The sequence below is a fragment of the Roseibium suaedae genome, assembly GCF_900142725.1.
Taxonomy (GTDB): Bacteria; Pseudomonadota; Alphaproteobacteria; order Rhizobiales; family Stappiaceae; genus Roseibium; species Roseibium suaedae.
The window spans coordinates 974177-998932 of sequence record NZ_FRBW01000002.1 but is presented as its reverse complement, the minus strand read 5'-3'; the positions used below and the strand labels follow the sequence as shown (position 1 = coordinate 998932).

At 61.0% G+C, this 24756-nt stretch carries 22 protein-coding genes; 12 read left to right on the top strand and 10 right to left on the bottom strand.

What is annotated here, in order from left to right; translation table 11 throughout:
* Nucleotides 1-44 precede the first annotated feature (44 nt).
* Nucleotides 45-2207 carry a flagellar biosynthesis protein FlhA gene (gene flhA, locus BUA94_RS11650; RefSeq protein WP_073013848.1) on the top strand — a complete coding sequence of 721 codons (2163 nt, stop codon included), beginning with the start codon at nt 45-47 and terminating at the stop codon, nt 2205-2207.
* 34 nt (nt 2208-2241) lie between these two features.
* Here the strand turns inward: flhA and BUA94_RS11645 are convergent, their stop codons facing one another.
* On the bottom strand, nt 2242-2481 hold the full coding sequence (locus BUA94_RS11645) for a hypothetical protein (protein WP_073013216.1): 240 nt from the start codon (nt 2479-2481) through the stop codon (nt 2242-2244).
* A 146-nt stretch (nt 2482-2627) separates the two neighbouring features.
* On the opposite strand from BUA94_RS11645, the gene BUA94_RS11640 reads away from it, so the two are divergent.
* Nucleotides 2628-3239 carry a GNAT family N-acetyltransferase gene (locus BUA94_RS11640; RefSeq protein WP_073013214.1) on the top strand — a complete coding sequence of 204 codons (612 nt, stop codon included), beginning with the start codon at nt 2628-2630 and terminating at the stop codon, nt 3237-3239.
* A 37-nt stretch (nt 3240-3276) separates the two neighbouring features.
* Here BUA94_RS11640 and mtnA read toward each other — a convergent pair whose 3' ends face one another.
* A complete protein-coding gene (mtnA, locus tag BUA94_RS11635) occupies nt 3277-4377 on the bottom strand; it encodes an S-methyl-5-thioribose-1-phosphate isomerase (RefSeq protein WP_073013211.1) in 1101 nt (366 codons plus the stop codon).
* A gap of 266 nt (nt 4378-4643) precedes the next feature.
* Here mtnA and BUA94_RS11630 point away from each other — a divergent pair, with 266 nt between their 5' ends.
* Entirely contained in the window at nt 4644-5249 is a 606-nt protein-coding gene (locus BUA94_RS11630) for a hypothetical protein (protein ID WP_073013209.1), read from the top strand.
* Between the two features lie 66 nt (nt 5250-5315).
* Here the strand turns inward: BUA94_RS11630 and BUA94_RS11625 are convergent, their stop codons facing one another.
* Nucleotides 5316-6290 carry a metallophosphoesterase family protein gene (locus BUA94_RS11625; RefSeq protein WP_073013207.1) on the bottom strand — a complete coding sequence of 325 codons (975 nt, stop codon included), beginning with the start codon at nt 6288-6290 and terminating at the stop codon, nt 5316-5318.
* A 425-nt stretch (nt 6291-6715) separates the two neighbouring features.
* Between BUA94_RS11625 and BUA94_RS11620 the strand changes: the two genes are divergently transcribed.
* Nucleotides 6716-7273 (top strand): NUDIX domain-containing protein, encoded by a 558-nt coding sequence (locus BUA94_RS11620; protein ID WP_084081941.1) that lies wholly within the window; start codon nt 6716-6718, stop codon nt 7271-7273.
* Nucleotides 7274-7286: 13 nt separating this feature from the next.
* Here BUA94_RS11620 and BUA94_RS11615 read toward each other — a convergent pair whose 3' ends face one another.
* Nucleotides 7287-8255, bottom strand: a complete 969-nt coding sequence (locus BUA94_RS11615; RefSeq protein WP_073013205.1) for a glutathione S-transferase family protein — start codon at nt 8253-8255, stop codon at nt 7287-7289.
* Nucleotides 8256-8625: 370 nt separating this feature from the next.
* Here BUA94_RS11615 and BUA94_RS11610 point away from each other — a divergent pair, with 370 nt between their 5' ends.
* Nucleotides 8626-9123 carry a GNAT family N-acetyltransferase gene (locus BUA94_RS11610; RefSeq protein ID WP_073013204.1) on the top strand — a complete coding sequence of 166 codons (498 nt, stop codon included), beginning with the start codon at nt 8626-8628 and terminating at the stop codon, nt 9121-9123.
* Nucleotides 9124-9340: 217 nt separating this feature from the next.
* Here BUA94_RS11610 and BUA94_RS11605 read toward each other — a convergent pair whose 3' ends face one another.
* The 4 genes from BUA94_RS11605 to BUA94_RS11590 are packed head-to-tail and all read right to left on the bottom strand — an operon-like array spanning nt 9341 to nt 16233.
* Nucleotides 9341-11413, bottom strand: coding sequence for a hypothetical protein (locus tag BUA94_RS11605; protein ID WP_073013203.1), 2073 nt, complete (start codon nt 11411-11413; stop codon nt 9341-9343).
* Nucleotides 11414-11429: 16 nt separating this feature from the next.
* A complete protein-coding gene (locus tag BUA94_RS11600) occupies nt 11430-14261 on the bottom strand; it encodes a DUF4159 domain-containing protein (RefSeq protein WP_073013202.1) in 2832 nt (943 codons plus the stop codon).
* A gap of 5 nt (nt 14262-14266) precedes the next feature.
* A complete protein-coding gene (locus BUA94_RS11595; RefSeq protein WP_073013201.1) occupies nt 14267-15187 on the bottom strand; it encodes a DUF58 domain-containing protein in 921 nt (306 codons plus the stop codon).
* Between the two features lie 29 nt (nt 15188-15216).
* Nucleotides 15217-16233 carry an AAA family ATPase gene (locus BUA94_RS11590; RefSeq protein ID WP_073013200.1) on the bottom strand — a complete coding sequence of 339 codons (1017 nt, stop codon included), beginning with the start codon at nt 16231-16233 and terminating at the stop codon, nt 15217-15219.
* Between the two features lie 324 nt (nt 16234-16557).
* Here BUA94_RS11590 and BUA94_RS11585 point away from each other — a divergent pair, with 324 nt between their 5' ends.
* The 5 genes from BUA94_RS11585 to BUA94_RS11565 all read left to right on the top strand — a co-directional run bounded on the left by BUA94_RS11585 (nt 16558) and on the right by BUA94_RS11565 (nt 20586).
* Nucleotides 16558-17151: a DUF1285 domain-containing protein gene (locus BUA94_RS11585; protein WP_073013199.1), complete on the top strand. Its 594-nt coding sequence runs from the start codon at nt 16558-16560 to the stop codon at nt 17149-17151.
* Between the two features lie 68 nt (nt 17152-17219).
* The gene (locus BUA94_RS11580; RefSeq protein WP_408011926.1) at nt 17220-17894 is read left to right on the top strand and encodes a CoA pyrophosphatase; all 675 of its coding nucleotides are present in this window, start codon (nt 17220-17222) and stop codon (nt 17892-17894) included.
* Nucleotides 17894-18154, top strand: coding sequence for a DUF6111 family protein (locus BUA94_RS11575; protein ID WP_073013198.1), 261 nt, complete (start codon nt 17894-17896; stop codon nt 18152-18154). The genes BUA94_RS11580 and BUA94_RS11575 overlap by 1 nt, the downstream gene beginning before the upstream one ends.
* Nucleotides 18155-19390: a CCA tRNA nucleotidyltransferase gene (locus BUA94_RS11570; RefSeq protein WP_073013197.1), complete on the top strand. Its 1236-nt coding sequence runs from the start codon at nt 18155-18157 to the stop codon at nt 19388-19390.
* Nucleotides 19391-19494: 104 nt separating this feature from the next.
* Entirely contained in the window at nt 19495-20586 is a 1092-nt protein-coding gene (locus BUA94_RS11565; protein WP_073013196.1) for an HD-GYP domain-containing protein, read from the top strand.
* 42 nt (nt 20587-20628) lie between these two features.
* On the opposite strand, the gene hemF is transcribed toward BUA94_RS11565, so the two are convergent.
* Both hemF and BUA94_RS11555 read right to left on the bottom strand, forming a co-directional pair.
* Complete coding sequence (hemF, locus tag BUA94_RS11560) at nt 20629-21555, bottom strand: oxygen-dependent coproporphyrinogen oxidase (protein ID WP_073013194.1); 927 nt, start codon at nt 21553-21555, stop codon at nt 20629-20631.
* Nucleotides 21556-21663: 108 nt separating this feature from the next.
* The gene (locus BUA94_RS11555; RefSeq protein ID WP_073013845.1) at nt 21664-22131 is read right to left on the bottom strand and encodes a tRNA (cytidine(34)-2'-O)-methyltransferase; all 468 of its coding nucleotides are present in this window, start codon (nt 22129-22131) and stop codon (nt 21664-21666) included.
* A 145-nt stretch (nt 22132-22276) separates the two neighbouring features.
* On the opposite strand from BUA94_RS11555, the gene BUA94_RS11550 reads away from it, so the two are divergent.
* Entirely contained in the window at nt 22277-24121 is a 1845-nt protein-coding gene (locus tag BUA94_RS11550) for an ABC transporter ATP-binding protein (protein WP_328586297.1), read from the top strand.
* 109 nt (nt 24122-24230) lie between these two features.
* Nucleotides 24231-24641, top strand: a complete 411-nt coding sequence (locus tag BUA94_RS11545) for a DUF2177 family protein (RefSeq protein WP_328586296.1) — start codon at nt 24231-24233, stop codon at nt 24639-24641.
* Nucleotides 24642-24756: the final 115 nt, after the last annotated feature.

Genomic DNA, 24756 nt, shown 5'->3' with positions numbered 1-24756 from the left:
CAGTTCGATAGGACTGACAAGGTCCCTGCCTTCAGGAAATGAACATGGCGGATACGACGTCTGGAAATGAGGGGAAGGTACCGAGCGTACCTGATCAGCCGGCTGGCACAGCCGGCGGTTTCTCCATGGCCAGTTTCGCCGAAATCGCCTCCACGCTGAGACGCGGCGACACGGGGCTCGCCATCGGCGTCATGGTCATCCTGACCATGATGATCCTGCCGATGCCCTCGATCATGCTGGACATGTTCCTGGCAGTGTCGATCATCTTCTCGGTCCTGATCCTGATGACGGGGCTGTTCATCCAGAAGCCCCTCGAGTTCTCGTCCTTCCCGACGGTTCTGCTGATCTCCACCATGCTGCGGCTGGGATTGAACATCTCGTCCACGCGCCTGATCTTGTCCAACGGGCATGAAGGCACGGCGGCAGCAGGCCAGGTGATCCAGTCCTTCGGCAACCTGGTGATGGGCGGCAACTTCGTCATCGGTGTGATCGTCTTCGCGATCCTTGTGATCGTGAACTTCATCGTCATCACCAAGGGTTCCGGACGTATCGCGGAAGTCGCGGCGCGTTTCACCCTGGATGCCATGCCCGGCAAGCAGATGGCGATCGACGCCGACCTGTCCTCGGGCCTGATCGACGAGAATGAAGCCCGCACCCGCCGCCGCGACCTGGAATCCGAGAGCGCGTTCTTCGGGGCCATGGACGGTGCGTCCAAGTTCGTGCGCGGTGATGCTATCGCGGGCCTGCTGATTACCTTCATCAACATTCTGGGCGGCATCTTCATCGGCGTCGCGCAGATGGAGCTGTCCTTCTCGGAAGCTGCGAACAACTACACCCTGCTGACAATCGGTGACGGTCTGGTGTCCCAGATCCCGGCGCTGATCGTGTCCACCGCAGCCGGTATCCTCGTGTCCAAGGCCGGGGTACAGGGAGCTGCCGACAAGGCGCTGGCCACCCAGTTCACCGGCTATCCGAAGGCACTCGGCATGTCCTCGGCGGTCATGGTGATCCTGTCTCTGCTGCCGGGCATTCCGATGATCCCGTTCCTCGGCCTCGCCGGTGGTGCGGGCTATCTGGCCTATACGATCGGTAACAAGAAGAAGGAAGTTGCCACCGCCGCCGAGGTCAAGAAGGCCATTGAATCCGCGCCCAAGCCGCCGCCGGAGCCGCCGATCACAGACGCGCTCAAGATGGACGAACTGCGCATCGAGCTGGGCTATGCTCTGCTGCCGCTGATCAATGGCCGGGAGCCGGGTGGCGGCGACCAGCTGACCGAGCAGATCAAGGCGCTGCGCCGCCAAGTCGCGACCGATATGGGCGTGATCATGCCGCCGGTCCGGATCCTCGACAACATTCAGCTCGGCGCCAACGAGTACATCATCAAGGTCAAGGAAGTGGAGGCTGGCCGCGGCATCCTCTATCCGAACCATTTCATGGTGATGGATCCGGCTGGCGGACAGGTCAAGCTGCCGGGCACCCATACCACCGAACCCACCTTCGGTCTGCCTGCGACCTGGGTGGAAGCGCAGTACCGCGAGGATGCCTCCTTGCGCGGATACACGGTGGTGGACCCGGCAACGGTTCTCTCCACTCACCTGACCGAGACCATCAAGAACAATGTTAGCGAGATCCTGACTTACGGCGACGTCCAGAAGCTGCTCAAGGAAATGAAGGGCGATCAGGCAAAGCTGGTGGACGATCTCATTCCGGGTCAGATCACCGTGTCCGGTCTGCAGCGTGTTCTTCAGACGCTGCTGGGCGAACGGGTGTCGATCCGCGATCTCGGTACTATTCTGGAAGGCGTCTCCGAAGTCACCGGCATGACGCGCAACACCAGTACTATTGCCGAGCATGTCCGCAGCCGACTTGGCCGCCAGATCTGTGCCGCCAATCTGGCACCCGGCGGGTATCTGCCACTGATTTCCATGTCTCCGAAGTGGGAGCAGGCGTTCCTCGAGGCCATCGTCGGCGAAGGGGATGACCGCCAACTCGCGATGCAGCCCAGCAAGCTGCAGGAGTTCGTGGTGAAGGTGCGCGATGCGTTCGAAGCCGCTGCCCAGCAGGGTGAGGTTCCGGTGCTGCTGACTTCGCCCCAGACCCGTCCTTTCGTCCGCTCCATTGTCGAGCGGTTCCGGGCGCATACGACGGTCATGAGCCAGTCGGAAGTGCATCCGCGGGTAAAGCTGAAGACGATTGGGGCGATCTGATCTTGCGGTTGAAGACCGGATCAGGCGATTTCTGTCAGACCAGAATGTTGACGCGGGCCATCGCACTGGCCGTCGACGAGTAGCTGCCCTGAATGGCGTTGACCGTCTGCTGCTGGCTGATGGTGACCGTGGTCGAAAACACACTCGTCAGGTTGGAGCGCAATTGCTGCCCCTGCTGGATCGCCTTCTTGCGGGTGCTGGACCAGGCCTTGTTGAAATCTGCAAGGCTAGGTTTTTCATTCCGCTTGGCGTAATTGTTTCCGACTGCTGCCATTCAGATACAATCCGGCATCGTGGTTAACAGGAGGTTAATCATGATTGAACAGGCTTTTGGGATCAGGTTGTTACGCCAGGTTGCGTATTGACCCTTGGCGCGGGGAAGCGCTAGGCGTGGGCAAGCTCAAATCGTCAGGAAACCCGATGCCACAGACCCTTCCGCTCGATCTGGACGGCTACACAGATCTGCCCAAGGGCAAACTGGTCTTCGCCGTCACCTATCTGGAAATGTTCAGCCGCCCCTCCGGGGAGGCGCCCTTGCGGGAAGACCTGTGCCTGGAACCGTGGCTCAATCCTGATCTTGATGAATACCGGGATCTTTTCCGGGCTGTGGGGCAGGACTGGCTCTGGTTCGGCCGTCTGCAAAAGCCGGATGAGGAGCTGCGGGCGATCTTGCACGACCCTGCACGCCTGCATTTCCGCCCCCTCAAGGATGGCAAATCCGTCGGTGTGCTGGAACTGGACTTCACCGATCCTGCGCAGCCGGAGCTTGCCTATTTCGGCCTTGTTCCGGAAGCTGTTGGGGGCGGGGCTGGCCGATGGCTGATAGCGCAGGCTCTGGAGATCGTCTGGAGCCGTCCGGAGACGCGCCGCTTCTGGGTGCACACCTGCAATGCGGACAGCCCCCAGGCTCTTGGGTTCTATCAGCGCAGCGGCTTTGCTCCCTACAAGATGGCTATTGAGGTTGCGGATGATCCTCGTCTCAAGGGTCTGTTGCCGCGCTCCTGTGCTCCTCATGTGCCCCTGATCGGATGACGACACTCATGTGCCGGAGCGGCGATGGCGTTCCGGCCTATCCTGCAACCCGCTCGGGGAATGCGGCAGCAAGGGACTGACGGTCGGCAGACAGGACGCCGCGCTCGGTGATCAGTCCGGTCACAAGCCGGGCAGGGGTGACATCGAAGGCCGGATTGGCAACGTCGGAGCCGGGGGCAACGATCTCGATCGTCTCGATCCTGCCACCGGCTGTAAGCCCCGTGATGTGACTGACTTCGTCTCCGATGCGTTCCTCGATCGGAATTTCCCTCAGGCCGTTGGACAAGGTGAAGTCGATGGTGGGGGAGGGCAGGGCGACATAGAAGGGCACACCGCAATCCTTCGCAGCCAGGGCCTTCAGATAGGTGCCGATCTTGTTGCAGACGTCGCCCTCGGCTGTGGTTCTGTCGGTTCCGACGATTACCATGTCCACCTCTCCGTGCTGCATGAGGTGTCCGCCGGCATTGTCCGCCACCACCGTATGGGGGACGCCATGCTGGCCAAGTTCCCAGGCAGTCAGGAAGGCGCCCTGGTTCCGTGGGCGTGTTTCATCCACCCACACATGAACCGGCGTCCCGGCATCGTGGGACATGTAGATCGGGGCGGTGGCTGTGCCCCAGTCGACGGTCGCCAGCCAACCGGCATTGCAATGGGTCAGGATATTCACCGGTTCGCCTGGCCGCTTCCGGGCAGCAACCTCTGAAATCAGCTTCGCGCCATGTGTGCCGATGGCCATGTTGATTGCGACGTCCTCGTCGCAGATCCGCTCTGCCATGCCATAGGCGCGGGCCAGGCGCTGCTCCGGCGGCACGGGGAGCAAGGTCTTGCGCATGAGATCCAGTGCCCAGCGGAGGTTGACCGCGGTCGGACGCGTGTCCAGCAAGGCGCCGCAGGCCGTCATGAGCCCCATGTCGGATGTGTCGTTGCGGAGGGCAAGGCACAGGCCATAGGCGGCGGTGGCGCCGATCAGAGGGGCGCCGCGGACCTGCATGATGCGGATGGCATGGGCTGCCTGCTCGAGGGTTTCCAGTCGAATCGTCTCGAAGGCGTGAGGGAACCGTGTCTGGTCGATGATCTCGACGCCCCAGCCGTCGTCCGCGAGCCAGATCGTGCGATACTTGCGTCCATTCACGTTCATTGGCGGCCCCACTTCTGTATTGGAACGCTCCAGGCTGGTTATCCCAAGCAGAGTTTACCAGCAAACGCCGGGCCAATCAGCGTTCTGGTGTTGGGGGCGGAAATGTCTTAACATCTGTTAACCATTCCGGCTTGAATGACAGTGGATGAGGGCCTCATCAGCACGAGCCGCCATTTCCAGCCGGTAAGATTTGATTAAGAATGTTCTTAACTTGGCCTGATTTGGCCAGAGCAGGAATGCACCGCCAGAATGGAGACGGACAGTCTATGCCCGTGGTGAAGGATAACGTCGTACCCCATTCCAGGGTCAGGTCTCTGCGTGAGGCGATCCGGAAGGTACAGATCGGTGAGGTCGAGCGCTCTGACGTGGTCGTCGAGCTGCAGGACACCGAGCGTGCGCGGCTGGAAATGCTCGCGGAAGAGATGAAGGACGTCTTCAAGGAAATCCCTGAGGACGATGACCAGTTTTCGCTCCAGATTGCAGCAGGTTCTCTGCCGCGCCTCTGGATCGACGTCACCAGCCATGTTGTCGTTGGCGGTGACCGTCGGACCTACCGGTTCCTGAAGGACACGCGGCTCGGCCGGGTCGTCATTCTGGAAACGCCCGAAATTGACGACATGGCAGACTGCCTGACGGAATATATCGCAGAGCGTATTCTGGAGCGGGAAAAGGCTCTGGAAGGCGATTGGCTGAATCGCCGTCTGCGTGAAGTCGCGATGGAAAACACTGCCGTTGCCAAGGTGAAGAAAGAGGCTGACACCGGCCGCGGCCTTCATTGGCTCACGGTTGCTGCAACCTTTGCCTTTGGTCTTTGCGCGGGCATCGGCACTCTGGTTGCGTATGCGTGGTTTGCGCATCCGCTGCCGGTCTGATGGCTGATCCGGGGCGGGCCGATGTTCGACGCGCCGCCCCGTTTTACCCCGGTTGGAGCCCCGCCTCTAGACTGAAGGCGCGTGGACGGACCGGGTTTCAGGGGTCTTATGCTGATCCTGACTGGCGGGGATTTCGATCTTGTCAGTGACAATCGAGCTGACTGGAAGTCCCTTTTCGGTGAAGCCGCGCTCTTCCATCTGGCACGACCAGCGGCCGTTTTCCTTGAAGATCGAGAACAGATTGTAACGGGCACCTGGCTTTTTGCCGCCGGGTGCGTTGCTCGCCGAAGGCACGCCGATGACCGGCACCGACCCATCCGGTCCATCGATCGATGAACGGCTGACAATATGTGTATGGCCATGCAGGATGAGTTCTGCGCCCACCCGCTTGATGACCGTGCGCACGCGGGAGGCATCGGACAGGCGCTTATGCCAATGGGTGGCGTTGTGGAACGGGGGGTGATGGATCATGACCACCCGGAACAGACCTTCCTTGCCCAGATCCTCCAGGATCTTCCTGAGCCGCCGGGTCTGTTTGATGCCGACCCGGCCCGTTGCGAACCAGGGGCCAGAGGCGCGGGCCGTCGAGACGCCGACAATCGCCAGATCTCCACGCCTGCGCACATAGGGAAAGACGGCATCGCTGCCGGGAGCAGGTGGAGTGGTATCGGCGTCGTCGCCACACATATAGGGAAGCCAGGCGGCCCGTGCACGTCTGAGAGCGCCGGGCACATAGGCATCATGGTTGCCGGGAACAACGGAAACATCGTGGGGCTCTCCCACGTCTTCCAGCCAGTTCCGTGCACCAATGATTTCGAGGGGCAAGGCAATGTTGACGAGATCGCCGGTCACGGCAATGTGGTCGGGCGCTTGCGCCTGCATGTCCTCGACAAGCTGTTCCAGGTAACTGGCTGTCATGGAACCGGAGCGGTTCCGTCGCCAGTTGAGATATCCGAGGATACGCTTGGAGAAGAGCTGGATCAGTTTGGGATCCGGCAGGGGACCCAGATGCGGGTCGGAAAGATGGGCAAGCTTGAACATGCCGGCATCATCGGAGCTGAGCGGGTCGCGTCAAGGAAAAATGCGCGTTGCCCAGCTATATTGGCATCCGGTCCCCGGAACCGGCGAACAGAGCCGCCGGACGGATTTGCTTAGTTGGCCGCGAAGGTCGACAGAGCAGCAGCAATGCGCGGATTGCTGAGGTCCACAGCCGGCTTCCACTGGTAAGCGCGGGCGCGGCGGAGGTTGGTGAAGAACACGCTGAACATGATAGGTCTCTTGGTTGGGATCTGTGAAGGACTGCCTGTCTCTTCATCAGGATGACTATAAAATAGACATTCAATTGAATATGAGGAGTGCAATTTCCGGTGGGGCAGCCCTGCAAATGGCGCATAGGTCCGGGCCTTAAGGTAAGCAATCTCTTAATTCTTGGTGCCACCTAAGGGTTGTTCGGGTAAAACTCCTGCATGATCAAACTCTTGTCCTTCCTTCCCAGCAGTCTGACCAAGCGGCTCGTTCACGCGGCAGCCTTGATGAGGAACCCATATTGTGTGGGTGTGAGGGTTCTGGTGATCGGAAAACCGCTTGAAACCGGGGTTGGAGACCCTGCCGGTCTCACATCTGCGGCCTCTCCGGAGCCCTGCGAATCCGTTCTGCTTGTGCGTCACAGCTATCTGCCAGGCTGGTATCTTCCGGGCGGGGGCGTCGACCGGGGCGAGAGCATGCAGGCCGCCGCCAGACGGGAACTCACCGAGGAAACCGGGATCGTGGCTGAAGGAACCTTGAGGCTTCTGGGGGCTTATCTCAACCGGCAGGGACTGGGCCGGGACCACGTCGGTCTGTTTCTGCTGCGCGACTGGACGAAGGGGGAGGGGTATCTTCAGCCCAATGCGGAAATCTCCGAGGCTGCCTTCTTCCCGTTGAATGCCCTTCCGGCGGATGTCAGTCCTGCGACGGCAAGGCGTCTGCAGGACTGGATGGAGAAGGGGGAGGGCATGGCCGCCCAGGACGAAGGCTACTGGTAGCCTTCAGAACTCGTCAGAGCTCGACCGGGCCTCTGTTGTGCGGGCGCATGAAGTCCAGTTCTGGTCCGAGCGGAATGATGCCGGTCGGATTGATGGTCTTGTGAGACCCGTAGTAATGGGCCTTGATCGTGTCGATCTGTACGGTTTCGGCAATGCCCGGCACCTGATAAAGCGCGCGGATGTAGTTCGACAGGTTCGGATAGTCCTCGATCCGGCGGATGTTGCATTTGAAATGGCCGACATAGACCGCGTCAAAGCGGATCAATGTGGTGAAGAGGCGCCAGTCGGCTTCCGTCAGCCTGTCCCCGGCAAGATACTTCCTCGTCCCAAGCCGTGATTCCAGCTCGTCCAAAGCCGCAAACAGGGCCGTCACGGCCTTCTGGTAAGGTTCTGGCTTGGTGGCGAAGCCAGCCTTGTAGACGCCATTGTTCACGCTGTCGTAGACAAACGCGTTGATCTCGTCGATTTCGCCGAGCAGGTTTTCCGGGCACAGGTCCAGTGTCGAGCCGGTGAGGCCGTCGAAGGCGCTGTTGAACATGCGGATGATTTCGGAGGATTCGTTGCTGACAATCGTGCCGGTTTTCTTGTCCCAGAGCACGGGCACGGTCACCCGGCCACTGTAGTCCGGTTTTGCGGCCTTGTAGATCTGCCAGAGGAAGTCGGCCCCGTGCAGCGGGTCCGGTTCGGCGAAGGTCCAGCCGTTTTCCAGCATCAGGGGCTCCACGGCCGTGACCGGGATGATCTCTTCCAGCTGCTTCAGGCGGCGGAAAATCAGGGTTCTGTGCGCCCAGGGGCAGGCGTAGGACACATAGAGATGATAGCGGCCGGCCTCAGCGGCAAAGCCGCCCTTGCCGCTTGGACCAGGTGCCCCATCGGCGGTGATGCAGTTGCGGAAGGCCGAGGCCGAACGTTCGAACCGGCCACCAGTTGAATCCGTGTCATACCACTTGTCTTTCCAGACGCCGTCGACCAGCAATCCCATCTCGTCTCTCCTGTGTTGCCCACTCAAGATAGGAACTGGGGCAGTGCGCGTCTTCCGCAAGCGGGCTGAATTGACTGTTCAATAATTCTGGACAGCCACGGGTATTTTGTTCGAGGTTCAATTTCTGCTGGACCGATCCGATCCCCCCATGCTATCGGCAAATTCCGGTTCGCAAAGAGCCGTGTGATCAAACTGATGATCAAGTGAGAGACGGAACCTGATGACCTCTGGTCTGAGCCTGCGACGACGAACCACCCGACGAGACATGTCTCGTCCGTTCGCGCGCGCCTGACCGGTCAACCCTCTTTCCATGACGAAAGACACCCCCGGTCAGACGCGAGAAGAAACTCGCTCGACAGGTGACCTTTCCATGAAGCCCGAAAATTGGTTCGTCCGTCTCGAAGAATCCGCTGACGCAGAGCAGATTGAAGCTCTCCAGGCTGAAGCCTTTGGTCCCGGCCGCTATGCTCGGACCGCATTCAAGATCCGCGAAGGCGTGCCGCAGGCTGACAGTCTCTGTTTTGTCGGGTTGAGCGGTGTGGAACTCGCAGGTTCCGTGCGCCTGACACCGATCCGGATTGGCAACACGCCTGCCATGCTGCTAGGGCCGCTGACGGTTGCGCCGGTCTACAAGAACCGTGGTCTCGGCAAACTGCTGTTGAAGACCGTTCTGGATGTTGCTGCCACTCAGGGCGAAACGGCCGTTCTTCTCGTTGGCGATGCGCCTTATTACGGCCCGTCCGGCTTCGGCAAGGTGCCTTTCGGCAAGATCACATTGCCAGGGCCGGTCGATCCCGACCGCCTTCTGATCGCCCTTTTGAACGGTGCGGACATGCCCTCCGGCATGGTGCGGGGCGGCCGTCCTTAAGTCCTCTGGATGATCGAGTGCTGCTTGTGCAGCATTCAATCGACGAAGAGCCGCTTGTGGGGGGCCTGGATTGCTGACAAAGGGAGCGTATTTCCCCGTTCGTCATGGTCGGGCTTGACCCGACCATCTGCAAGCCATTGACTTGTTTAGGTCCTCGGCTCAAGGCCGAGGATGACGGTGGAGAGGTGGCAGCTTTGTCAGTAGTCTGAGCCGCTTGTCAGCGGCCCTCGCGATACCAGGTCATTGTCAGGACACCAAGCAGCAGGGCGAGGCCCAGAAGGCCGAGGAACAGCGGATAGCGGTCCACACCCTTCAGGATGCTGGCCTGGCTTGTCTTCAGACCGATCCAGCCATTGCCGGAATATTGCGCGGCCTGTTTCAGCGCCACGACCTTGGGCACTGTCACGTTGCCGCCGACATCGGCAAGCCGCCTGCTGACACCGCCAGTTGCTTCCGCCATCGGCGCGAGCAGGCCGGTCGTCGACAGAACGTTGCTGTATTCCTTGGGGTTCTGCGGCCCGACATGCACCAGCGCGGAGCGATCCCCCTCGGTGACGGTGTAGAGACCGGTTTCACTGGCTGGCAGGCTGGCCCGCCAGAGGCCCGGTTCATCTTCTGACAAGGTCAGTTCGGAGCGCTCGCCCGAGGGTGCCGTCAGCTCGACCGGACCAATGGAATCGCCAAGCGTCTGCCGCTCAACGACCAGATCCGCACCACGGAGGCTCAGACGGAGCGCCTCTTCTTCCAGATCCGGCTCTTTCATCAGCCAATGGCCGAGACGGCGCAGCAGCTGGACATGGGGGCCGCCGCCTTCAAAGCCACGGGCCCAGAGCCAGACATGGTCGGAAAGGAGCATGGCCACCCGTCCTTCACCTTCCCGGTTGAGCACGAGAAGCGGCTTGTCCTGCGGTCCGGACATGAGCACTTCGCCATTGGCCACATTGGTGTCCACCAGCCGGAACCAGCGGCTCCAGGCGGGTGGCTCCTGGCTTGCGCCGGGCAGGCCGCGGGTGACCGGATGGCGTTTGCCCATGTCTGCCAGATGAGCATGGAAGGGCTCTTCCAGAATGGCTCCAGTTGGTTCTGCGGGCAGGATCGGGGCCAGCGGCGTCCGGTAGAGGCTGCCACTGCCCGCATAGTCCGGCCCTCCGGCCAGAAGCACTGCTCCGCCATTGCGCACATAGCGGGCGATATTGTCGAAATAGAGCATCGGCAGCACGCCGCGCCGCTCATACCGGTCAAAGATGATCAGGTCGAACTCGTCGATCTTCAGCGAGAACAGTTCGCGCGTCGGGAAGGCGATCAGGGACAGCTCATGGATGGGCGTGCCGTCCTGCTTTTCCGGCGGGCGCAAAATGGTGAAATGCACCAGATCGACAGAGGAATCCGACTTCAGCAGGTTCCGCCAGGTGCGCTCACCCGCGTGGGGAGACCCGGAGACCAGCAGCACCCGGAGATTTTCGCGGATGCCATCAATGGTGACCACAGCCTTGTTGTTGACCGGTGTCAGTTCCCCGTCCAGAAGTCCGGCTTCGATCTCGAAGATGTTGTTGCCGCCATGGGCAACCTCGACCGGAATTTCGACAGTCTCACCCGTGCCGACCCGTGTCTCGCTGATGACCGAGCCATCGCGCTTGATCGTGAGCAGGGCTTGGCCGGAAGCCGATGCCGGAGCGTTCTGATCTTCTACCTTGAGGGTGATGACCTGCTCTGACCCGACCAGCCCGAAGCGAGGGGCCTTTTCCAGCACCAGACGGCGGTCCCGCTCGTTGGGACGGCCAGTGATCAGGCCGTGAAGTGGGGCGTTGAAGCCAAGGGCGCCCGCATTGGCCGGAATGTCGTGAACCTCACCATCCGTCACCATGATCGCGCCGCCAACACGGTCGGGCGGCACGTCAGACAGGCCGTTGGCAAGCGTCTGGAACAGCTCGGTGCCGGTTCCCGAGTTGCCCCGGTTTTCCAGAACCCGCAGTTCGAAGCCGGGCAGGGCAGAGATTTCCGCGCTGAGAGCCTTCACGGTTTCATCGGTGACGCGGGTGCGGTCCTCAAGTCCCTGGCTCTGGCTGTGATCGGCAACGAGCGCGATAACACTCGACAGGGGCTGGCGGTCCTCCCGCTCCAGAGCCGGGTTGGCAAGGGCCAGCAGCAGCAAGGACATGATGGCCGCGCGCAGCGGCCAGCCGCGCAGGCCCATGAAGGCCAGAAGACCGGTCATCACCACAGCAGCGGCGCCGCCGGCGATCAGCAGCCAGACGGGCAGCAACGGGTCAAAGGAAAGCGACCAGATCATTTTCCGTCCGTTCTCCTCATTGGCCAAGGCGCTCCAGAAGCGCGGGAATGTGAACCTGATCGGCCTTGTAGTTGCCGGTCAGCGTATACATGACGATGTTGACCCCGGAGCGGAAGGCGTAGTCGCGCTGGACCGGATCATCCGGCACCGTGGGGTAAAGGAAGGATCCGCTGTCATCGACCGCCCAGGCAGCCGCGAAGTCGTTGCCGGTGATCATGATCGGTGACACGCCATCCCCGGCGCGCACAGGCCGCTCGCCATTGGTCGCGGTCTGCTCAAGGCTCTCGACCCACAGGGGGCTGGTGGCGTAACGGCCGGGGAAGGTGTCCAGAAGATAGAAGGTCTTGGTCAGGACGTGATCCGGTGGAACGGGCTCCAGCGGCGGAATATCCAGCCCGTCGAGAATTTCCCGCAGCTTCAAGGTGGCAGGGGTGCTGCCGAAGCTGGTCGTCGAGGATGTCAGGGAATCTCGGGTGTCGAACAGGATCGTGCCGCCGTTGCGCATGAAGGTGTCGATGCGCGAAATCGTCCGCGCATCTGGTTTCTCCGCATCCGGATCGATCGGCCAATAGAGCAGCGAATAGAAGGCCAGCTCATCACGGGAGATATCGACCCCGAGTGGGGACCCTGGCTCCAGAGCGGTTCTGTCCGCCAGAAACATGCTCAGACCGGAAAGGCCTGCTGCGCTGGCCTCATCGATTTCCGGCACGCCGGTGATGACATAGGCGAGCCGGGTTTCCAGCGTGGCTTCAAGGGCACGCACGTCATCCGAGGAGCTTTGCGCCCGGCTATCCTCCGGAAGAGCGGCCAGACCAAGCAACAGGCCGAGGGCCAGGGGCAGCATGGCGCGCGTGGTTGCCCGGGATGTCATGGGGCGCAGGCGCAGCCAGCTGATGCCACCCATCAGCAGGATAACCGCTGCGGCGTCCATCAGCAGCAGCAGGAAGGCCAGCGAGAACAGGATGGCTCTGAGATCCATTGTGTCATTGGAGGGATAGGTTCTGACGTCTGCCGCGCCGTTGAAGGCACTGAGGTCCAAAGGCAGAAGGGCGGCTTCCGGACCGAGAAGGTTGAGGGCCTGGAAGCCATCTTCCGAACCATAGAGACCGGCCGGCGTCTTGCGGCTGGCTGAGGCATGCTGGAAGTCAGCGACCGTGATCGGGGTCACGTCTGCCGGGGGCGAGGTGAACCGGCCGAAGCCGTCCAGCAACCGCAGGGGCGGCAGCACGCTCTGGTCTGCACCGGAAGAGCTGTTGGCTGTGGCAGCACCAGAGCTTGCCAGCGCAAGCGTGCGGCGCAGGAGATCAATGAAGGTTCCGGAGAGAGGCAGGTTGGACCAGTTCGTGTCAGCCGTCACATGGAAGAGCACGAGGGTGCCCTTGCCGGTCTGGCTGGCGGTGACGAGCGGGGTGCCGTCTTCCAGTGTTGCCCAGGTCCTGTCGGGAAGATCCGAGGTGGGTTCGGCCAGAACCTGGCGGCTGACGGTCACTTCATCGGGCACTTCAAGCCCTGCGAAAGGAGACGTGTCGGCAAAGGTCGCGAGCTTTTGCGGCTGTTTCCAGGACAGGCTGCCACCGAGGGTGCGGTCACCGGCACGCAAGGTCACGGGGATCAGGTCGTCCGTACCCCCGGCCGTGCGGGGACCAGCAAAGCGGATCAGCATGCCGCCGTCTTCCACCCATTTCGAAAGGGTGGCGCGAGTATCCTCCGGCAGGCGCCCGACATCCGCGAGGATCAATACCGAAATGCCCTGATCGATCAGCTCGGGCACCGCATCAGCGATATCCGTCTGCTCAGGAAGGCGCAGATCGGAGAAGGGGCTGAGCGCACGCTGCAGATAATAGAGCGGAGAGAGAAGCGGCTGGGCGAGATCTCCAGCTTCACCGGAAATCAGGCCGACCACCCGGCGGCGCCAGCTGTCATCCAGAAGCTGTACCGCCCCGGCTGCCTGGGTTCCGGCAATCTCGACACGGGCAATGTCATTGCGCAGCTCGCTCGGCAGATCGAACTTGGCAACGGCCTCAGTGGCATCCGCATCAAACTGAACGGCCGTCTCCGCCAGCGGGACGCCTTTCAGGTCCAGCGCTGTCAGGATGGCAGCCGGTCTGCTGTCCTCCGGATGCCGGAGGACGGTGACATTCAAAGCCTGCGCAGTGTTGTCGAGGGACTTCAGTCCCATCGGAATGCCAAGCCCCTGATAGACGGTGACGGGTGTGCCGCCGGCAATTCGGGAGAGGTCCTGCTGGAAGGTGGTGCCGCTGTCGGGCTGGGTGCGGTCAGACAGCCAGATGATGGCACCGGGCGTGACGTTCCCGGCGCTCTTGCGCAGGCCTGTGGTCAGTTCACCACGGTTTGCGGTCCAGGGACGGGGTTCCAAGGCCCGCAGCCGGTCCTGTGCGGCGACAGCGCTGCCTGGCTCGAAGGATTGGGCCGGTCCATCGGCCGTGGCGACCAGCAGGACAGGCCGGCCAGTTCGGGATGCGTCGGACAGAATGCGGTCAGCGGCAGCTGACCGCTCGGTCCAGCTGCTGGCTGCGGTCCAGCCGTTGTCGAGCAGGACCCAGAGCGGTCCGTCGTTCATGGCAACGTCCTTGGCAGGGCGCCAGACCGGACCGGCAAGGGCGATGATGAGAATGGCTGCGAGCAGCAGTCTGAGAAGTGTCAGCCACCAGGGACTGCGTTGCGGCGTTTCCTCCCGCTCCTCGATGTCGAGCAGCAGCCGGGTCGGTGGAAAGGGCACTTGCTTCGGGCGCGGCGGGGTCAGGCGCAACAGCCACCAGATGACCGGCAGCAGCGCCAGGGCGGTCAGGATCCAGGGAGAGGAAAAGGCAATCGGCAGGAACCCCATGTCGGTCAAAATCCTCCATGAGAAGGCGATCCGCCTCCCGAAAGTGCGGCGTGCAGGGCAAGCAGGGGCTCGGCGGCAGACCGGTCCGTGTGATGCAGAATGAAGGTCCAGCCCGCCCGGCGGGCAGCATCCTTCAACTCTGCCCGGTGCCGTTCAAGCCGTTCCTGATAAGCTTCCCGCCAGCTTTCCGCCCGACCTGTGGTCAGGCGAGTGCCCCGTTCCTGATCGTGAAACTCCACCCTCCCATCGAAGGGAAAGGTTTCCTCGATAGGGTCCAGAACCTGAACGATGTGCCCCCGCGCCCCAAGACCTGCGGCGTGAGACATCCAGGCCGTGATTTCCGATACGGGATCGAGAAAGTCCGAGATCAGCACGATATCAGAGAAGCGCTTGATGCCCGCGGTTTCCGGAAGAGCTTCGGGGGCAGGGGTGTGCGACAGGATCTGCGCCAGCGTTTCTGCGGAGTTGCGCCCCGATAGTGACCGGCTTAGGCCAGGCAAGCCGACCCGCTCGCCGGAGGTCGCCAGCATTTCCGCCAGCGCCAGCATCAGGACAACGGCCCGGTCGCGTTTGAGAACCGGCGAGAGCCGGGACCGGAAATTCATGGAGACGGAGAGATCCGGCCAGAGCCAGACCGTATGGGCCTGTTCCCACTCGCGCTCGCGGACATAAAGACTGTCGTCCTTTGCGGAGCGGCGCCAGTCGATGCGTCTTGCGGGTTCGCCCATGTTGAAGGGGCGGAACTGCCAGAAGCTTTCACCCGGCCCGGAGCGTCTGCGCCCGTGCCAGCCGGCAATCATTGCGCTCGCAACCTGGCTTGCCTCGACGAAAAGATCCGGCAGGGCTTCGGCAAGCGAACGGGCTTCCCCGATGACCGAAGGCCAGGAATCCTGATCCGTTATGCCGTCCTGCTGGCGTTCCGCCATGGCTGGAGCCCTCTTTCCGCGGGATTGTCTCAGCCCAGCTTTGCCTTGAGCTGGGAAATGACACTGCGCACATTGTGCCCGTCTGCCCGCGCCGCAAAGGTCAGTGCCATACGGTGCTGCAGGATCGGTTCGGCGAGGGCCAGAACGTCATCGACAGATGGGGCAAGGCGTCCATCAACCAGCGCTCTTGCGCGCACGGTCAGCATCAGCGCCTGGCTGGCACGGGGGCCAGGGCCCCAGGCAATCAGCTTTTGCAGGTCGCTGGAGCCGCCGTCTTCCGCCGGGCGGGCGGACCGGACGAGGGTCAGGATTGCCTCGACAACGGATTCGCCAACGGGCATGCGGCGCACCAGCTGCTGGAAGCTGGCGAGTTCGTCGCTGGTCATGGCGGGTTGGGCGTGAGCCTGCTCGGCGCCCGTGGTTGCCAGAAGGATCTGCCGTTCGGAGGCAAGGTCCGGATAATGCACGTCGATCTGCATCAGGAAGCGGTCGAGCTGGGCTTCAGGCAGAGGATAGGTTCCCTCCTGTTCCAGCGGGTTCTGGGTGGCCAGCACATGGAAGGGACGGGGAAGATCATGAGACTGGCCTGCCACCGTCACATGATATTCCTGCATCGCCTGCAGCAGGGCTGACTGGGTGCGGGGGCTGGCGCGGTTGATTTCGTCGGCCATCAGAAGCTGGGAGAACACCGGCCCCTTGATGAAGCGGAAGGCTCTGCTGCCGTCAGCGGCCTGCTCCATGACTTCGGAGCCAAGGATGTCGGAGGGCATCAGGTCCGGAGTGAACTGAATGCGGCGGGCATCAAGGCCAAGCACCGTGCCAAGCGTTTCGACGAGCTTGGTTTTGGCCAAGCCGGGCACGCCGACGAGAAGGCCGTGTCCACCCGACAGGATGGTGACCAGCGTCTGCTCGACCACGTTCTCCTGACCGAAGATGATGCGTCCGATTTCCGCCTTTGCGCCGGTTATCGTCGCCAGGGCAGCTTCTGCGGTCTCGGCAATCGCGCTCATGTCTGTGGAGGCGGGGGGCTGGCTCATGACGCTCATCGTGTACCTTCCTGACTGGGCGCGGTTCCAGATGAGGCAGGTCCGGAACGGCCCTTCTGATGGGGCAATCTTGTCATGCCGCAGGCCATTTTCACCATCCCTCAGGCAGGAAAAATGCCCGTTTAGGAGGCTTTCAGGCGCGCAAGTCTCGCGACTCGTGCAGTTTGACACCATATTGTCGGTTAGATAAGCGGCAAATTCAGGCGGGACAGTGACCCTTGATAAATGCAACAGGGGGAATGAGCCTTTGAAAACGCGGACAAAACCGGGGCAGGGACAATCCGGTTCCTTTGGTTTGATCACCCCCTTGGAGGAGGCACAGGGATGACGGACATCGCCACCCGGGATCTGCCGGCAGGACTTGCGGCCCTGATCAACCGTGCGGGCAGTTCCGGCAAGGGAAAGCCTCCGGTCGACAAGTGGAATCCGCCATTTTGCGGTGATCTGGACATCCGCATCGCCCGGGACGGCAGCTGGCACTACATGGGCACCCCAATTGGCCGTGAACCTCTGGTCCGCCTGTTCGCCTCCGTGCTGCGCCGGGATGAAGATGGCCGTCACTATCTCGTGACCCCTGTGGAAAAGGTGGGAATAACCGTCGAGGATGCGCCGTTCCTGGCGGTGGAGATGGATGTGCAGGGGGCAGAGAGGGAACAGGCACTGACCCTTCGAACCAACGTCGGTGACTTGATCGAAGTTGGTGCGGATCATCCCTTGCGCTTTGAGATCAATGAGGCAAACGGCGGCCTGAAGCCCTATGTTCTGGTGAGAGGCAGGCTGGAAGCCCTGTTTGCAAGACCGCTGCTTTACGAATTGGCCGAGCACATGTCGGACGCCGATCCGGAAGGTGCCGGACGCTTTGGCATCTGGAGCAAGGGGGCATTCTTCCCGGTTCCGGAACAGTCGTCAGGGACCTGACACAAGCGCATGAAGTTCTTAAGCTGGAAACGCGAACAAGGCAGGAAATGGGTCAGGTGATGAGGGGCTTGGAAGACAGACCGGCAGGGGAACGGCATCCGCTGGAGCCAGGAAACGCCAGCCCGGGAAACGCAAGCTATGACAGCTTCCGCTCCCAGTTGCTGCGTCTGGCTGCAGGACGGATGGCGCGGGACACGGGCGACCATGTGCTGAACCCGGATCTGGGCCCCTATGCCCGCTGGACCGGCGCACCGCGGGACGCTGCCGTGCTGATCCCGGTGGTCATTCACGAGGCGGAACCTACCGTCATTCTCACCCTGCGCACACCTCACCTCAGCTCCCATGCCGGTCAGATAGCCTTTCCCGGAGGCAAGATCGACGGCACGGACGGTGGTCCCTGGCAGGCCGCGCTCCGGGAAGCAAATGAGGAGATCGGGCTGGATCCTCACTCTGTCGAGAAGGTAGCTGAACTTGCTCCCTATCTGACCGGATCCGGCTACAAGGTCACGCCGGTCGTGGCGGGGATCCGGCCAGGATTTTCGCTTCAGCCAAATCCGGGTGAGGTTGCCGATATCTTCGAAGTTCCGCTGTCCTTTCTGATGAACCCGGCCAACCACCTGAAACAGAGCCGGGACTGGGAAGGAAAGCCCCGATATTTTTACGCGATGCCCTATGGCGAGCGGTACATCTGGGGTGTAACCGCCGGCATCATCCGGTCCCTCTATGAAACGGTATATGGCTGATGCTGCGGGTTGTTCTGTCTCACGTCCTTCTCTTTCTGCTGCCCTTCATGGGCTATGCCCTTTGGCTCTGGCTGCAAAAGAAGGAACAGACCTCGGAAGAATGGCGTAAGGGGCCGCTGCGCTGGCTGGCGCTTGCCGGTATCGCGCTGGTTCTTGTCAGTCTGGGGCTGTTTGCAAGCTACCGTGAGGCGCCAGACGGGGCGGAGTATATTCCCTCCCATATGGAAGATGGCGTGTTCGTGCCGGGCCGGTACCAATAGATGAGCCGCTTTCTGGAGCATGCCGACTGGTTGCATCACCCCTCGGTGCAGGCTGTCCTTGCCGCGATCGAGCAGGATGGGGATGAGGCCCGTGTTGTTGGCGGCGCGGTCCGCAATAGCCTTCTTGGCGAGCCTGTCGGGGATGTCGATATCGCGACCACCGCCTTGCCCCAGACTGTCATGGCCCGTGCCAAGGCCGCAGGGCTCAAGCCCGTACCGACCGGCATTGACCACGGAACCATCACCATCGTCAGCGGCGGCCTTCCCTATGAGGTGACAACCCTCAGAGAGGATGTCGAGACTTTTGGCAGGCAGGCCAAGGTACATTTCGGCCGGGACTGGACAAAGGATGCGCTGCGTCGGGATTTCACCCTCAACGCGCTCTATGCAGGACGAGATGGACGGATTCATGATCCGCTGGGAGGGCTGGAAGACTGTCTGGCCCGCAGGATCCGGTTCATCGGCAATCCGGAACAGCGGATCCGGGAGGATTATCTGCGCATTCTCCGTTTCTTCCGCATTCATGCAAGCTATGGACGTGGGGCCCTTGATGCGGCCGGGCTTGCTGCCTGCACGTCTCTCCGCCTCGGGCTGACGCAGCTTTCCGGAGAGCGGGTAGGGGCGGAGATGAAACGCCTAGTCTTGGCACCTCTGGCTTCGGCATGCCTTCAGGCTATGCAGGAAGCAGGCATCCTGCCGGTCATTCTTGGCGGCGTTTCCCGCCCCGGACGGTTTGCCGCGTTTCGCGCCTTCAGCGATATCGTTCCTGGCGTGCAGGACCCAGCTCTTGGCCTTGCGGCTCTTGCCGGCTTTGTCGAGGAAGATGGCGAGCGCCTTGCCCAAAGGTTGCGCCTGTCCAATGCAGAGCGGGACCGGATGGTCCAGGGTCTTGCGGGCGAGCGGAGGGTGGCCGCGCTGGGGAACAGACTGTCATCCCGTCTGAAGGAGATGATTTTCCTCTACGGCAAGGACGCCCTGGTGTCAGGCGTGCTTTTGCATACCGCGTCAGAACGGTGGCCCGTTGAGCGGACTACGGCCCTTTTGGCAGAGATTCTCGCCTGCTCTGAGCCAAAGTTTCCGGTGTCGGGATCGGACCTGATCGCGCTTGGTATCAAGCCCGGCCCGGATATAGGAACATATTTAAAGAAATTGGAAACTATATGGATTGCTGACGGTTTAAAAATGGACCGCAGTGAATTGCTTGTTTGCCTTTCGCATGTAATGTCCGGCGAATAAGACGTAGCAAGAGGTCAAAGGCTACGTAGATGTCCGGATGAGGATATTTGGAAGGCTTTGTTTACACCTTCCTCCCTACTGTCCGGATAGTCGGAGGTGGGGAAATGCAGAACGTCTTGTTTCTGTCTGCAGATTTGGATCAGTGCGCTGAGGCGCTCACAGCCGCTGCATGTATTTTTCCCGGCCAAACCATCTGCTTTTCCGATCTCGCCGAGGTATCCCTCGCCAATGTCGCGATTGTTATTGCCGATATCGAAGGGGCGACTGGCACGGATCTGAAAACCTTCAAATCCAAGCTCGATCTCCACCCGGCCATCGAGCGGCTGGGTCTTGCAGATTTTTCAAAGCGGAAAGACCTCGTACAAGCCAAGGCAATTGGCTTGTCGAATGTTGTCGATCGCCGTAGTGGCGTTGATGGGCTCATCAATCTTCTCAGGGGCCGGTTCGGAAAATATGGACTACCCGCTCTGGATACAGAAACACCGGAGAAGACGGCTCAAGCTGTGGTTGCCGGTTGCGCTTTGCTGGAAGACGCATCGATTGCCGCAGTGCTGAATATGGCACTGCCGGTCGAGGCAGCCATGACGATGCACAAGAAGATCGGTGAGGCATTGAATGCCGACGGTCTCGATGCCTTGCTCGGGGCAGTGCAAAGCCATCACAGCCATACATTCTGCCATTCCATGCTGGTGACGGTCTATGCGGTCGCCTTTGCGGAGGCGCTTGGGCTGTCTGAGCGGCAAAAGGCTTTCATCAGCGCCGGTGCGCTGATTCATGATCTGGGCAAGGTGCGGATTCCACTTTCGATCCTGGACAAGCCAGGCAAGCTCGATCCGCAGGAAATGGAGCTGATCAGGAAGCATCCTGTCTTTGGCCGGGAACTCATTGAGCAGCACTCGGAAGTGCCGTCCGAAATCATCAAGATGATGGTGAGCCACCATGAGTATCTGGATGGAAGTGGCTATCCGGAAGGGTTGACGGCCGATCAGATCGGCCCAGCTGTCCGGCTGATCACGATCTGCGATATCTATGCGGCATTGACCGAGCGTCGGTCATACAAGGAAAGCTACAGCCCGCGTCAGGCATTTTCTGTACTTGTCGAGATGAAGGGCAAGATCGACCAGCAGCTCCTGAAGCAATTCAGGCCCGTGATTTTCCCGGCGGATGTCAACGTCCCGCGCCGGGTGGCCCGCTAGCGCAGGCGGAGACCTTTCAAGGTCTGCCGCCTGGCCGTCAGCTTACGGCCATTTCACCACAGGCGGCATGGAAGACAGGATCGAGGCGACGTTGCCACCGGTCTTCAGGCCAAAGATAGTGCCTCGGTCGAAGAGCAGATTGTATTCCACATAGCGTCCGCGCCGGATCAGCTGTTCTTCGCGTTCGGCTTCGCTCCAGGTCTTCAGAAAATTCTTGCGCACCAACTCCGGATAAATGCGGTGGAATGCCTTGCCGACTTCCTGGGTGAAGGCGAAGTCCGCTTCCCAGCGACCGCTGTGGAGATAGTCATAGAAGATCCCGCCAATACCGCGCGGCTCATTGCGGTGTTTCAGGAAGAAATACTCGTCGCACCAGGCCTTGTAGGCCGGATAATCCGCGACATCATGGCCTGCGCAGGCAGCTTCCATGGCAGCATGGAAGGCTTGCGTGTCCGGGTCTTCCTGGGTACGGCGGGCATCCAGAACCGGTGTCAGGTCCGCGCCGCCGCCAAACCACTGGCGGGTGGTAACCACCATGCGAGTGTTCATGTGCACGGCCGGTACATGCGGGTTCTGGGGGTGCGCAATCAGGCTGATGCCGGAGGCCCAGAAACGCGGGTCTTCGCTTGCTCCGGGGATCTGCCCCCGGAACTCGGGAGAAAACTCGCCATGAACGGTGGAGACATGGACGCCGACCTTCTCGAACACGCGCCCATGCATCATGGACATGACGCCACCACCACCCTTCGCGCCCGTACTGTCGGTGCGCTCCCAGGGGATGCGTACGAACCGGCCAGCCGGTTGATCCGCCAAGGGCCCGTTCAGTGCGCCGATCTCGTCTTCCAGCGCTTCAAACGCCCGGCAGATCCGGTCCCGAAGCTCGGCAAACCACGCGGTTGCGGTTTCCTTCTTGATCTCGATCCCATCGGGCACGGGGCCGCCGCGTTGTTCAGGGGAAGGGGCGCTCATGGCAAGCTGGCTCCGGTTCTCTGGTCGTTGGTTTGCTGACCGGTTTCTAGTGGGTTTGAAACCTGTTGGCCAGACGCCCTTTCGCATGATCTGTCGCGGGCAAGGCCCTTACACGGGGAGGGGGAAGCCATCGGTCTGCCGCAGAGCTTCGCCGAGCACGATAGCTGCCGAAATGGCAACGTTCAGCGAACGCATTCCTTCTGCCATGGGGATCGTCAGCCGCGCGTCGGCGCCTTCATGGACAAGGTCGGGCACTCCGGCCGATTCCCGCCCCAGCAGCAGCAGGTCATCGGTCCTGAACGAAAACCCGGTATAGGGTTCTGCGGACTTTGTGGTCAGAAGCACGAGGCGCCGCCTCTCTTGCCTGCGCCAGTCTTCGAAGGCGTCGAAAGTCAGGTGGCGGACAAGGGCAGCCCGTTCGAGATAGTCCATGCCAGCCCGCTTGAGCGCACTGTCAGACAGGGGAAAACCGGCCGGTTCGATCAGGTGCACCGATATTCCGAAACAGGCAGCCGTGCGCAGGATCGTGCCGGTATTCTGCGGAATGTCGGGTTGGAAAAGTACGAGATCGGTCATTGGGGCCTCCATCTGATCGCGGCCCGCCAAGTGGCAGGTTCGCCGCGCTCTTGCAAGCCCTGCCAATAGTCCTAGTCTTGTGAGGTGAGGGCGACTCGGCCTCAGTTCGCCGCATTTTCCTCCTCATCCACCTCCGGAGATACCCGTGACACCCGTCTTTCGCCTGTTCGAGCGCTGGATCGATCCCTATCGGGATGGTCCGCCGATTACCGGGACGGAGACGCCCTTTGCCATGTTCCTGATGTTTGTCAGGCAGGCAAAATGGCCGTTTGTCTTGATGCTTCTGGTCGGCGGGGCCATGGCGGGCCTGGAGGCGGCGCTTTACAGTTTCATCGGCTGGATCGTGGATCTTCTGGACACCAATGCCCGGGAGACCTTCTTTCAGGATAATCTTTGGCTCCTGCTCTTGATGGCATTTGTGATCCTGGTGGTGCGGGTGATCGTGGTCGCCCTCAGTGCCTTGACCGAAGAACAGACCGTGGTGCCGGGGTTCTTCAATCTGGTCCGCTGGCAATCACACCAGCATGTCATGCGTCAGTCGCTGAGCTTCTTCCAGGACGAGTTCGCCGGCCGTCTGGCAGCCAAGGTCTGGCAGGCAGGCATGGCCAGCGGCGATTTCATGAACTCGCTGCTTCAGACGGTCTGGTACATTCTCGTCTATGCGCTCACCACGATGGTCATGGTTGGCAGGCTCGACTGGGTTCTTGGAGCGATCATTGCCCTCTGGCTGGCAATCTATGCAGTCATGTCCCGCTATTTCATTCCCCGGGTCCGCCAGCGGGCAAAGGAGCTGGCCCATGCCGGTTCCGGCGTCAGTGGCCGTTTTGTCGACACCTACAGCAACATCCAGACGGTCAAGCTTTTCAGCACGCTTGAAGGCGAGAACCGCGGTGTCCGGCAAACCTATGACCGGTTCCTCGACCGGCTGATGGATTTTACCCGGATGCTGACGATCGTGCGGATCAGCAATGGTGTCTTGAGCGGCGCGATGATTGTGCTGATTGCGGCTTTCTCGCTCGTCTTTTGGCAAACTGGGCAGCTCTCGACCGGTGAAGTCGCCTTCACGCTGGGGCTGACCCTGCGGCTCAATCTCCTGCTGAACCGAATGCAGGGCCAGCTCAATGGCCTGTTCCGCTCCTACGGAACATTTCAGGACAGCATGGATACGATTGTCCGGCCGGTGGCCGTTCAGGATCAACCGGAAGCCGCCGCTCTCAAGGTGGAAAAAGGCGCCGTCCGGTTTGAGGGCGTGCGGTTCCACTATGGCAAGGCGGGCGGCGTCATTGACCATCTCGACCTTTCCATTCGCGCGGGCGAGCGTGTTGGTCTGGTGGGACCTTCAGGGGCAGGCAAGTCCACCCTGGTCAGTTTGCTTCTGCGGTTCCATGACGTGGAAGCAGGCCGGATCCTGATTGATGGCCAGGATATCCGCGAAGTCTCTCAGGCGTCCTTGCGGGCCCAGATCGGAATGGTCGCGCAGGATACGTCTCTGCTTCACCGGTCGATCCGGGAGAACATTCTCTTCGGCAAGCCGGGTGCAAGCGAAGACGAGATGCGGGAAGCCGCCCGCCGGGCCCATGCGCTGGGCTTTATCGAGAGCCTGGTGGATGCCAAGGGCCGCAAAGGGTTTGATGCCCAGGTGGGTGAGCGAGGAGTGAAGCTCTCGGGCGGTCAGCGGCAGCGGATCGCCATCGCCCGGGTGCTTTTGAAAAATGCCCCAATTCTGGTCCTGGACGAGGCGACTTCAGCGCTTGATTCAGAGGTTGAGGCCGCCATTCAGGAGAACCTTGCCGAACTCATGACCGGCAAGACCGTGATTGCCATCGCGCACCGGCTCTCGACCATTGCCGCGATGGACAGGCTGCTGGTGATGGATGGCGGAGCGATGGTTCAGGACGGACCGCATGATGCGTTGCTGGAGGACAGGGAAGGTCTCTATTCTCAGCTGTGGGAGCGGCAGTCCGGAGGGTTTCTTGATCGCGAAGAGTGAGAAAAGAGGTTGGATGTCGAGCGCACTTTCTGATCCGCGGAGATGATCCGCTCAGATCATTGCGGCGTAGCTATGCATCAAGACTGGACCACCTGAACTGGGAGTAGGCATGGTCATGCAATATGTGATTGCCTATCTGACAACCGCAGCCGTGTTCCTGGCGCTCGATTTCATCTGGTTGAGCAAGGTGGCAACGAAATTCTATTTCGACCGCCTCGGCCATCTCCTCATGGAGAAACCCAATCTGGCTGCCGCTGCACTCTTCTATGCCGTGTATGTGGTCGGGCTGGTGATTTTTGCTATCGGACCGGCGGTGAGTTCTGGCCGGATGTCCACGGCACTGGTTTACGGTGTACTTTTCGGCTTCTTCACCTACGCCACATATGACATGACCAACTATGCGACCCTGCGTGGCTGGCCCGTTGCTGTGGTTGTTCTGGACATTGCATGGGGGATGGTCATCAGCGGCGTGTCCGCGGTTGCAGGCTATTATCTGACCCGGTTGATCATTGCGTCCTGAGGTAAGGTACGGGCGTCAAGATGTAGGTATATCTACCAGTGTGCCAGATTTTGGGCACTGAAGTTACGCAATTTTTACGTCTAGGCTCAACTTTAAGTGTGTCTGCGAGTGTCCC